This window comes from Mycobacterium colombiense (genome assembly GCF_003284975.1).
GTDB classification, from domain to species: Bacteria; Actinomycetota; Actinomycetes; order Mycobacteriales; family Mycobacteriaceae; genus Mycobacterium; species Mycobacterium europaeum_A.
This window is the reverse complement of the sequence record NZ_QMEU01000133.1, coordinates 1-10,637: the sequence shown is the minus strand read 5'-3', so window position 1 is coordinate 10,637 and position 10,637 is coordinate 1. Positions and strand designations below refer to the sequence as shown.

The following is a 10,637-nucleotide window of genomic DNA, read 5'->3' as shown; positions in this document are numbered from 1 at the left end:
CCCGGGCGGCGAGCAGGCGCGTGGCGCCGCCGGGTGAGCCCCGGCCGCCGCGGGTCAGCCCCAACAGTGCCGCCCGCCCGCTCAGCAGGCTCGCCGCGTCGACCTCGATACCCAGTCGATCACCGACGGCCGCCGCGACCTCGTCGGCGCGGGCCAGCACGTTGGCGCGGGAGAAGTCGGCGGGACCGTCGGGCAGGCCGGTCAGATAGGCCAGCCCGCTACTTCCCCACTTGGTGGCCGCCGAGCTCACGTCCCCATTGTGCGCGTGGCACACATCGGCCTCAGAACTGCAGCGCGTGAAACCGCCAGTCCAGCACCGGACGGTCCGGCTCATCCGCGGCGTCGCTGACCGCATACACCAGCGAGCGCAGTCCCAGCACGCCCCCGTGCCCGGTGGGCTCGGCCGATTCGATGTGCAGTTCGCTGTAGAGGGTGTCGCCCTCGTGCACGGGCCCGGTGTGATCGCAGGATTGCCAGTTCAGCACCGTCACCAGATTGGGCAGTAACCTGCTGGCCTGCGCCAAGGCCAGCCCGATGGTATGGCCGCCGTACACCAGCCGGCGCCCACCGGCTCGCGAATCGTGGTGTGTGGCAGCGATATTCAATGTGAGCCGGGCGAGTTCGGGTGCGCTGCTGACCACGTCGGCGGTGCTGTGTAAGACCGCGCCAGCCAGGCCGGCGTCGAAGTGCGGACCGGGCACCTTGTCCCGGAACACCTCGCCGTCCCATTGCGCGGTCGGATCGTGGGCCGGGCCGGGCACGTCGGCGCCGATGGCGGACAGATCGTCGTGCGGCCCGTCCTCCGGCTGCCAATCCGGGCTGGCGGGCAGCATGCCGCACCGGTAGAAGTCGAGCACCAACTGGTCGGCCTGGTCGATGGTGATCATCCGCAGCGCCGCCAGCCCCGTCGGCGCCCGCCCCGGCTTGGGCGAATTTGCCCGCAGCCCAACCACTTCGGTGCGGGTGTAGAGGGAATCACCGATCACCGGAAACCGGTGAAACACCAGGCCCCGATAGAACAGGTTGGCCTTGACCCGCTGGGTCACCAGCGTCGACTGCCCGATCGCCACGTCGCACACCAGCCCCGGATGGGCCAGCGGCGCCGCCACACCCGTCACCGCCCCGCACAGGTCGGCGTCCAACGCCAACCGCAGCCGGTCGCCCACGATCGCCTGGTGGGCCCCCGCCAACCCGGACGACAGCGTCATCGACGGCGCCCAGTCGAACACCTGCCCCACCGAGAGGTCGTCGAAGTACGGCCCGCCCTCGCGGATTGCCGCATACCCGTCACTCGTCACAACGCCCCATGCTGGCAGGCTGTGGAATCGAGGGTCAATTCGGATCAAACCCTGACGTCGACTTGCTGGTGTCAATTCGTACGGTGTTGCCCATCAAGTCGACGTTCGGCGCACATCGGTTAGGTGATCACAGGTGAACGACGAAGAAGAGATGCTGGTCGCCACGGTGCGGGCGTTCATCGACCGCGACGTGAAACCGAGCATCCGTGCGGTCGAGCACGCCAACACCTACCCCGAGGCGTGGATCGAGCAGATGAAGCGGATCGGGATCTACGGTCTGGCCGTTCCGGAGGAATACGGCGGGTCGCCGGTGTCGATGCCGTGCTACGTGCGAGTCACCGAGGAATTGGCGCGCGGCTGGATGAGCCTGGCCGGTGCGATGGGCGGGCATACCGTGGTGGCCAAGCTGCTGACGCTGTTCGGCACCGAGGAGCAGAAGCGGAGCTACCTACCGCGGATGGCCAGTGGCGAGGTGCGCGCCACCATGGCGCTGACCGAACCCGGCGGCGGCTCGGATCTGCAGAACATGACCACCACCGCGCTGCCCGCGGCTCACGACGCCGATCACCTGGTGATCAACGGATCCAAGACCTGGATCAGCAATGCGCGCCGGTCCGGGCTGATCGCGCTGCTATGCAAGACCGACCCGGACGCCACGCCCCGCCACAAGGGCATCTCGATCGTGCTCGTCGAGCACGGGCCGGGCCTTACGGTATCGCGGGACCTGCCGAAGCTGGGTTACAAGGGCGTCGAGTCGTGCGAGCTGTCGTTCGACGGCTTCCGGGTGCCCCGCGCGGCGATACTGGGCGACGTTGCGGGCGAAGGCTTTTCACAGATGATGAAGGGGCTCGAGACCGGACGCATCCAGGTGGCCTCCCGCGCCTTGGGCGTCGCCACCGCCGCGCTCGAAGATGCGCTGGCCTATGCCCAGCAGCGCGAGAGTTTCGGCCAACCCATCTGGCAGCACCAGTCGATCGGCAACTACCTGGCCGACATGGCGACCAAACTCACCGCGGCCCGCCAGCTCACCCGGTATGCCGCCGAGCGCTACGACAGCGGCGAACGCTGCGACATGGAAGCCGGCATGGCCAAACTGTTCGCCTCCGAGGTCGCCATGGAGATCGCACTGAATGCGGTGCGAATCCACGGCGGCTACGGCTATTCCACCGAATACGACGTGGAACGCTACTTCCGGGACGCGCCGCTGATGATCGTCGGCGAAGGCACCAACGAAATCCAGCGCAACGTGATCGCCCGCCAGCTGGTGACGCGGGGCGGGATCTGATCCTCCCCCGCGAATCTCACGGCCCGGAACAAAGTTTGGGAGTATATTTGCCTGACTTCTCCGGCCGGCGAACCGGAACGGCAGTAAAGCTGTTCGCCAACCGCGGGAACCACAGGGAAAGGCAGCCGCCATGAGTTATCCTCCCGTGCCGCCCGGAGGTTCGCCAGAATGGCCGGGGCAGCGACCGGAATGGCAAGGCCAGCAACCGGAATGGCAGGCTCAGCAGCCCGGCGGGTGGCAGGCTCAGCAGCCGCCCGGGTGGCAAGGCCAGCCCCCGCCGGCGGGATGGCCGGCACCCCAGCCGGGATGGCAGGAGCCCGAGAATTATCTGGTCTGGGCGATCCTGGTCACGGTGCTGTGCTGCCTGCCGTTCGGAATCGTGTCCATCGTCCACTCCAATAAGGTGTCCGGGCTGTGGGCCCAGGGTCGCTACGCCGAGGCCCAGGAGGCGTCCAACAACGCCAAGAAGTGGGCCATCATCGGCGCGGTCGTGGGTGTCGTCGCGGCGGTGATCGGTGTGGTGCTGTGGTTCGCCATGTTCGCGGCGATCGTGTCGTCCATCCCGTCCACGACCACCACCACCTATTCGAGTTTCTGAACCTCGTCCACCAACCCCCATTCCAGCGCGGTAGGCGCCTCGACGGTGCGCCCGGACAACACGAGATACGCTGTGCGCCAACGGCCTATCCGCCGTGTGACGCTGACCGTGCCACCGGCACCGGGAAGCAGTCCCAGCGCCAATTCGGGTAGCCCGAACACCGCGTCGCCGCGGGCGGTGACCCACCCGCAGAACGCCGCCATCTCCAGTCCGCTGCCCATCACCCGGCCGTGCACCTCGGCCCGGCACGCCCGGCCGAGCCTGGCCGCCAGCGCGTCGAGCGCCAGGGCCGGGCTGTAGCGGGTGCGGGCCAGGTGCGCACTCGCCGGGTCGGCGAAGGTGCCGAACTCGGCGAGGTCGCCGCCGCTGCAGAACGACGGGCCGTTGCCGCTCAACACGACGCCGGTGACCGACGGATCCAGCTGCGCGACCGCTAGGGCCTCCAACACCGCCGCGCGCGCATCGGTGGAAAACGCGTTGTGCCGCTGGGGCCGGTTGAACGCGATGCGCACGACGTCGCCGTCGCGCGTCACCCGCACCGGATCGGCGATCTCGGGGACGCGCGCCGGGCCCCGCTCACTCAGCCACCGCGCGAACTCCGGGCCGGCCTGCAGGGTCGAGTACGCCAACGACTCAATCATCACCCCGGCCAGCGTCGGGCCCAGTGGGTCCACCGCGCGCAGGACGTCGTCACAGACCCCACTGGCGTGCGGCCACCGATCGCAGCGTGCCGTCAGCTCGTCCACGGTCGCCGGCACCGAGTCGACGGTGACCACCCGCCGGTCGGCGCAGTGGTCCTCGGTCAGAGTGAAAGTTGCCGTGTCAAGCCATGATTCGGCCGCGGCGATGTCGGCGGCCGAGCCGACGGCGACGATCACCCCGGGCGGCGACCCCGGGCCGTCGTGCGGCGCACTCGACAGGTCGACCACCCGGAGCATGGCTCACACCGAGTATTTCTCGATCAGCCCATTCTTGTAGAGCTTGCCGGTGTCGGTGCGCGGCAGCTGCGCTTCGAAGGCGATCGATCGCGGGCATTTGTAGTGCGCCAAGCGGTCTCGCAGCCACGCTGTCAGCTCGTCGGCGAATTCGTCGGTGGCATCGGCCGGATCGACGGTCTGCACGGCCGCCACCACCCGCTGGCCCATCTCGTCGTCGGGCACCCCGAACACCGCAGCGTCCAACACCTTCGGGTGGGTGACCAGAAGGTTCTCGGCTTCCTGCGGGTAGATGTTCACCCCGCCGGAGATGATCATGTGGTGGCGCCGGTCGGTCAGGTACAGGTAGCCCTCGTCGTCGAGGTAGCCGATGTCCCCCACGGTGGCCCAGCCGTGCTTGTCGCGCGATGAGGCGGTTTTGGTTGGGTCGTTGAGGTATTCGAACGAGTACCCGCCCTCGAAGTAGATCTCGCCGGCCTGTCCTGGCGGCAGCTCGTTGCCGTGCTCGTCGAGAATGTGCACGGCGCCGCCCATGGGTTTGCCGACCGAACCCGGATGCGCCAGCCAATCTTCGGCGGTGATCAGCGTCGATCCGTGCGCCTCGGAGGACGCGTAGTACTCGTCGATGATCGGCCCCCACCAGTCGATCATCTGCTTCTTGATCTCCACCGGGCACGGGGCCGCCGCGTGCATCACCCGCTGCAGGCTGGACAGGTCGTACGAATGACGCACCCGTTCAGGCAGTTTCAGCATGCGGGTGAACATCGCCGGCACGAATTGGCCGTGCGTGACCCGGTGGCGCGCGATGACGTCCAGGCACCCTTCGGCGTCGAACTTCTCCATCACGACCGTGGTGATGCCCCCGGCCTGCGCGCTCATCGACCACACCGACGGCGCGGTGTGGTACAGCGGCGCCGGGCTGAGGTAGACCGAATCGGGCGTCATCCAGAAACTGACCAGCGCCGACATCATGCCGGGCGCCTCGGCCGGTGGCACGTGCGGCAATTCGCGTTTGATGCCCTTGGGCCGGCCGGTGGTGCCCGACGAGTACTGCAGCAGGTCACCCTCGATCTCGTCGTCGATCGGGGTATCGGGCAGTCCGGCAACGCATTCCGGATAGCGCTCCCAATTCGGCAGGTCGCCATCGGCGATCAGCAGCAGCTCGGGCAGCCCGCCGGGAAGGTGCTCGGCCAGGCCGGCAAGCGTGTCACGCAGCGCCGCCGAACCGATGATGGCCTTGGCGCTGCTGTTGTCGATGATGTAGGCCGCCTCTGCCGCGGTCAGGTGCGTGTTGATCGGCACGTAGTACAAACCGCTGCGACGAGCCGCCCACATCACCGCGTGGATGTGCTCGTTGTTCTCCATCAGGATGGCGACGGTGTCGCCCTCACGCAGGCCCGCCTGGCGGAACCGGTGCGCCAGGCGATTGGCTCGCGCTTCGAGGTCGTCGAAGGTGACGACCGTCCCGGATGGGTACAGGATGACAGCAGGTTTGTCGGCGCCGATATACGGGCGGATCTGCATGCGCAGACTGTACCGCCGCCAAACTTGACGGGTGTTAAGTGGTCAGCGGCCGCGGCGCCGCCCCCGCTCCAGCAAAGCGTTTCGCGGTGCCGGCGGACGCCCTCGCGGCGCCGCCGCGATGCGCGTGTCCGGTCATTTTGGGCGCCGGCCGCCGCCCGCGGGAAAGTCGCCGCCGATAATGCAGTTAAGTACACTGCCGTTGGCCTTGGAAGTTAGCCTTGGCGGGTACGCCACTTCGCACCGGAGGTGCGCATGACCGCCGAGCAGGCATCCGAGCCCGCGGCATTCGCCGCTGCCCCGCCGATCCCCGCGGTCGCGCCGTCCGACTACGTCGACGGCATGGAGCGCCTGGTGCATGCGGTTCAGGAGCTTTCGCTGGCGCGCAGTCTGCCCGACATCCAGCGGATCGTGCGCACCCAGGCCCGGGAGCTCACCGGGTGTGACGGCGCCACGTTCGTGCTGCGGGACAACGACCGGTGCTACTACGCCGACGAGGATGCGATCGCCCCGCTGTGGAAGGGCAGCCGCTTCCCGATCAGGTCCTGCATCAGCGGGTGGGCGATGCTCAACCGCGACGCGGCGGTCATCCCGGACATCTACCGCGACTCGCGCATCCCGCACACCCTGTACCGCCCCACCTTCGTCAAGAGCCTGGTGATGGTGCCGATCCGCAAGCTCGATCCGATCGGCGCGATCGGAAATTACTGGGCCGACCCGCATCATCCGTCCGAACACGAGGTGCACCTGCTGCAGGCCCTGGCCGACTCGACCTCGATCGCCATGGAGAACGTCGCGCTGTACTCCGAACTGGAACAGCGGGTGCGCGAGCGCACCGCCGCGCTGGAGCGCGCCAACGAAGAGATCCGCCGGCTGTCGGTGACCGACGAGCTCACCGGGCTGAACAATCGTCGCGGCTTCTACCTGCTGGCCGAGCAGAAACTCCGTGGAGCCCACCACCTCGGCCACAACTGCGTGCTCGCCTTCCTCGACGTCGACGGCCTCAAGAAGGTCAACGACGAGCAGGGCCACGAGGTGGGCGACAAACTGCTCAAGGACGTCGCCCATGTGCTGCGGACGATTCGCCGCGAGTCCGACATCCTGGCCCGCATCGGGGGCGACGAATTCTGCGTGATGGTCACCGAGAACGGCGACGGCACAACGTCACTCGAGGAGCGGCTCGCCGCGGCGTTCGGGAACTTCAACAAGACCGGGGATCGGCCCTACCGGGTGTCGGCCAGCATCGGGCTGGTGCGCGCGCCGGTCTCCGACACCGCCGGCGTGGACGAACTACTGGCCCGCGCCGACGAGCTGATGTACGCGGAAAAGAAGGCCAGCCCCGATTCGCGCTTGGCGGGCTGATCGGTCAGCCCGCGCCCGAGGTGGTCAGCCCGCTTCGGACAGCCGCTGCTTGAGGGCCTCGAACTCGTCGCGGACGCCGGTGGGCAGCTTGTCGCCGACGAACTCGAACCACTCCTCGATCAGGGGCAGTTCCTCGCGCCATTCGGCCGGGTCGACCGCCAGCGCCTTGGCCACGGCGCCACCCTCGACGTCCAGGCCGTCGAGGTCCAGGTCGTCGGCCGTCGGCACGATGCCGATCGGGGTGTCCTGGCCGCCGGCCTGGTGCTCGATGCGGTCCACGATCCACTTGAGCACGCGGCTGTTCTCGCCGAAGCCCGGCCACAGGAAGCCGCCGTCTTCGTCGCGGCGGAACCAGTTAACGAAGAACACCTTGGGCAGCTTGGACTCGTCGGAGTTCTTGCCCAGGTCGATCCAGTGCTGGAAGTAGTCACCGACGTGGTAGCCCAGGAACGGCAGCATGGCCATCGGGTCGCGGCGCACGGTGCCGACCTTGCCCTCGGCGGCGGCGGTCTGCTCGCTGCCCATGGTGGCCCCCATGAACACGCCGTGCTGCCAGTCGCGGGCCTGGGTCACCAGGGGAACCGTGGTCTTGCGGCGGGCGCCGAACAGGATGCCGGAGATCGGCACGCCCTGCGGGTCGTCCCACTCGGGCGCCAGGATGGGGCACTGCGACATCGGGGTGCAGTAGCGCGAGTTGGGGTGGGCGGCCTTCTCGCCGGAATCCGGCGTCCAGTCGCGGCCCTTCCAGTCGATCAGGTGCTGCGGCTCGCCCTCCAGGCCCTCCCACCACACGTCGTTGTCGTCGGTGAGCGCCACGTTGGTGAAGACGGTGTTGCCGCCCTCGATGGTGCGCATGGCGTTGGGGTTGGACTTCCAGTTGGTGCCCGGTGCGACGCCGAAGAAACCGAACTCGGGGTTGACCGCGTACAGGCGGCCGTCCTTGCCGAACCGCATCCAGGCGATGTCGTCGCCGAGCGTCTCGGCGCGCCAGCCCGGAATGGTCGGCTGCAGCATCGCCAGGTTGGTCTTACCGCACGCCGACGGGAAAGCCGCGGCGAAGTAGTAGGCCTTGTTCTCCGGGGAGATGAGCTTGAGGATCAGCATGTGCTCGGCGAGCCAGCCCTCGTCGTGGGCCATCGCCGAGGCGATGCGCAGCGAGTAGCACTTCTTGCCCAGCAGCGCGTTGCCGCCGTAACCCGAGCCGTAGCTCCAGATCTCCCGGGTCTCCGGGAAGTGGGTGATGTACTTGGTGTCGTTGCATGGCCACGGCACGTCCCTCTGCCCCGGCTCCAGTGGTGCACCCACCGAGTGCAGCGCCTTGACGAAGAACCCGTCGTCGCCGATCTTCTCCAGCGCGGCCTTGCCCATCCGGGTCATCACCTTCATCGAGATGACGACGTACTCCGAGTCGGTGATCTCCACACCCAGCTTCGGGTCGTCGGCGCCCAGCGGGCCCATGCAGAACGGCACCACCCACATGGTCCGGCCACGCATGCAGCCCCGGTACAGCTCGGTCATCGTGGACCGCATCTCCGCCGGGTCCATCCAGTTGTTGGTCGGCCCGGCGTCGATCTCACGCTCGGAACAGATGTAGGTCCGCGACTCCACCCGCGCCACGTCGGACGGGTCGGACAGCGCCAGGTAGGAGTTGGGGTGCTTCTTCTCGTTGAGCTTCTTCAGCGTGCCCGCCTCGACCAGCTGGGCGGCCAGCCGGTGGAACTCGTCGTCGGAGCCGTCAGCGAAAACCACCCGGTCGGGCTGGGTGAGCTCGGCGACCTCCTGCACCCATGACAGCAGGCCCTGGTGATTCGTGGGTGCTGTGTCCAAACCGGGAATGGTCGCTGAGGTCATCGAACTCTCCTGGATCTTCTGCGTATCGGGCTCGTGCTGCTCGCTATGCTCTCGCCCACACAATTAAGGAATTGGTGGCGTTAACTACAGGTTATCGTGAGGATCTTGTCGGGTGAGTCTCGGGCAGGTATAAGCCTTCTCACAACAACGATTCAGAAGATCCCGACGGGCCGCCATCTTCGCTCCTCGATGCGGGTTTTTCGGTGTCGTCAGCGCCACCCTCTTCAGCGTGACTTTCGTCCTCTCGTATACCCGGTTCGCCCAGTTCTGCACGCACCACCGCCAGCGCGGCCGTCACCGCCGGCATCTCCCGATCCCGCGCCGCCGCGGCGCGCGCAGCGGCCAGGGCGTGCTCGCGCAGTTCGGCGTCGATGACGCCGACGGAGGCCGACACCTCGGCGTTCTCGGCCTCGTCCTGGGCCAGCAGCCCTTTGCTGAGCACCGACTCGGCGACCAGCACGCGGGTGGCGACCAGCTCCTCGACGACCGACTGCAGCGCGGCCGTCACGTCACCGGTCCAGCGGTCCAGCAGCGACCGGTCGTGCAACAACGCCCGGATGTTGATCACCATGTAGGTGAGCGCCAGCGAGATCGCCACGCACGCCAGGGCCGCGACGACGGCCAGCGCCGGGTTCAGCCGCGAGGCCACGCCGCTCATCAGCCGGCTCAACGTCAGCGCCACCCCCAGTCCGAACCCGACGCCCAGCACGACCATCAGCCAGGTTTCCTGCCGGCGCGATTTCAGCGGCGGCGGCGCCGCGTCGACCGTGGGCAGCTGCTCGAGCGGCGGCAGGTCCATCGGCACGTGCACCGCCTGCGCCACCTCGGCGAGCTTCACGTCGGTGTCGCGGCTGACCTCGGCGACCACCTCCTCCAGCGCCTCGTAGGCGTCCGCCTCGAAGCCCGGCATGTTGCGCCGCGACAAACCCGCCGCGTGTTCCTGCAGTTCGGTGCGCACCGACGCGCACCGGTTGCGCGCGGAGTGCGACAGCGCCACCCGGGCCTGCTGGATCTGACCGCGCAGCGTGATGGTGCGCTCGCTTTTGGCCTGGCGCCGCTGCTGCAGAGCGGTGCTGCGCTCTTCGCGCAGCGCCTCGACCCGGGCCCGCCGGCCGGACCCCTCGACCTCGCGGTCGAACCGCCGCGCCAGCGTCTGCAGCCGGGATTCCCACGCCCGCAACCTGTTTCGCCGTGCCAGATCGGGGTCGTCGAGCTGCGCCGCGACGGCCGCGACCAGGTCGTCGACGTCTGGATCGCCCAGGTCGGGCAGGGCGGCCGCGCCCACCCAGGGCGCCCGGGCGTAACGCGCAGCGTGCGTCCCCAACGCGTCGCAGTTCGCGGCGACGATGTCCCGCCAGTTCAGGTGCACGTCGATCTTGGACACCACCCCGACGATCGCGTCGGTGTGCTCGGTCGCGGCGTCCAGCAGCGCGCAGTCGGACTGTGTCAGGTTTGCCGCCGCGGACACGACGAACACCACCGCGATCGGAACCTCGCCGGGGCCCAGATCCGCCGACTCGACGAACGTGTGCTGCGGGAGCCGCTTGCGCAGCGCATCGGCGACCGCGGTGACCCCGGCCATCCAGGGGCCGGTCACCAGCACGGCATCGCGGCGCTGAATGGCCGGCGGGTCCAAGCCGGGCCCGGCAGCCGCCACCAGTGCGTCCACCGCGGCGACGGGATCGTCGCCCGCGTCGCCGCTCACCAGGAATCCCCCGGCAACGAGGCACAGGCCTGGGACCACAGCCGCAGCGATACCGGTGATGTGCCTACCCGGTCACCGGGCC

General features: G+C 68.4%; 8 protein-coding genes and 1 pseudogene. 3 read left to right on the top strand and 6 right to left on the bottom strand.

Translation table 11 applies throughout. The annotated features are described in order from the left end of the window. A pseudogene (locus DQP58_RS24005) lies at positions 1-250 on the bottom strand (CoA transferase); the annotation flags it as partial. Between the two features lie 31 nt (positions 251-281). Beyond that, positions 282-1,298 carry a MaoC family dehydratase gene (locus tag DQP58_RS24000; RefSeq protein WP_112710631.1) on the bottom strand — a complete coding sequence of 339 codons (1,017 nt, stop codon included), beginning with the start codon at positions 1,296-1,298 and terminating at the stop codon, positions 282-284. A 133-nt stretch (positions 1,299-1,431) separates the two neighbouring features. Here DQP58_RS24000 and DQP58_RS23995 point away from each other — a divergent pair, with 133 nt between their 5' ends. Both DQP58_RS23995 and DQP58_RS23990 read left to right on the top strand, forming a co-directional pair. Then, positions 1,432-2,583: an acyl-CoA dehydrogenase family protein gene (locus DQP58_RS23995; RefSeq protein WP_276310529.1), complete on the top strand. Its 1,152-nt coding sequence runs from the start codon at positions 1,432-1,434 to the stop codon at positions 2,581-2,583. Positions 2,584-2,713: 130 nt separating this feature from the next. Further along, positions 2,714-3,181, top strand: a complete 468-nt coding sequence (locus DQP58_RS23990; RefSeq protein ID WP_112710630.1) for a CD225/dispanin family protein — start codon at positions 2,714-2,716, stop codon at positions 3,179-3,181. On the opposite strand, the gene DQP58_RS23985 is transcribed toward DQP58_RS23990, so the two are convergent. Continuing rightward, positions 3,166-4,119 (bottom strand): enoyl-CoA hydratase/isomerase family protein, encoded by a 954-nt coding sequence (locus tag DQP58_RS23985; protein ID WP_112710629.1) that lies wholly within the window; start codon positions 4,117-4,119, stop codon positions 3,166-3,168. The genes DQP58_RS23990 and DQP58_RS23985 overlap by 16 nt on opposite strands. Before the next feature lie 3 nt (positions 4,120-4,122). Then, positions 4,123-5,640: a fatty-acid--CoA ligase FadD4 gene (gene fadD4, locus DQP58_RS23980; RefSeq protein ID WP_112710628.1), complete on the bottom strand. Its 1,518-nt coding sequence runs from the start codon at positions 5,638-5,640 to the stop codon at positions 4,123-4,125. 252 nt (positions 5,641-5,892) lie between these two features. Here fadD4 and DQP58_RS23975 point away from each other — a divergent pair, with 252 nt between their 5' ends. Continuing rightward, positions 5,893-6,999, top strand: coding sequence for a GGDEF domain-containing protein (locus tag DQP58_RS23975; protein WP_112710627.1), 1,107 nt, complete (start codon positions 5,893-5,895; stop codon positions 6,997-6,999). Between the two features lie 24 nt (positions 7,000-7,023). On the opposite strand, the gene DQP58_RS23970 is transcribed toward DQP58_RS23975, so the two are convergent. Further along, positions 7,024-8,850 carry a phosphoenolpyruvate carboxykinase (GTP) gene (locus tag DQP58_RS23970; protein ID WP_112710626.1) on the bottom strand — a complete coding sequence of 609 codons (1,827 nt, stop codon included), beginning with the start codon at positions 8,848-8,850 and terminating at the stop codon, positions 7,024-7,026. A gap of 139 nt (positions 8,851-8,989) precedes the next feature. Beyond that, entirely contained in the window at positions 8,990-10,555 is a 1,566-nt protein-coding gene (locus DQP58_RS23965) for a hypothetical protein (RefSeq protein WP_205869527.1), read from the bottom strand. Positions 10,556-10,637: the final 82 nt, after the last annotated feature.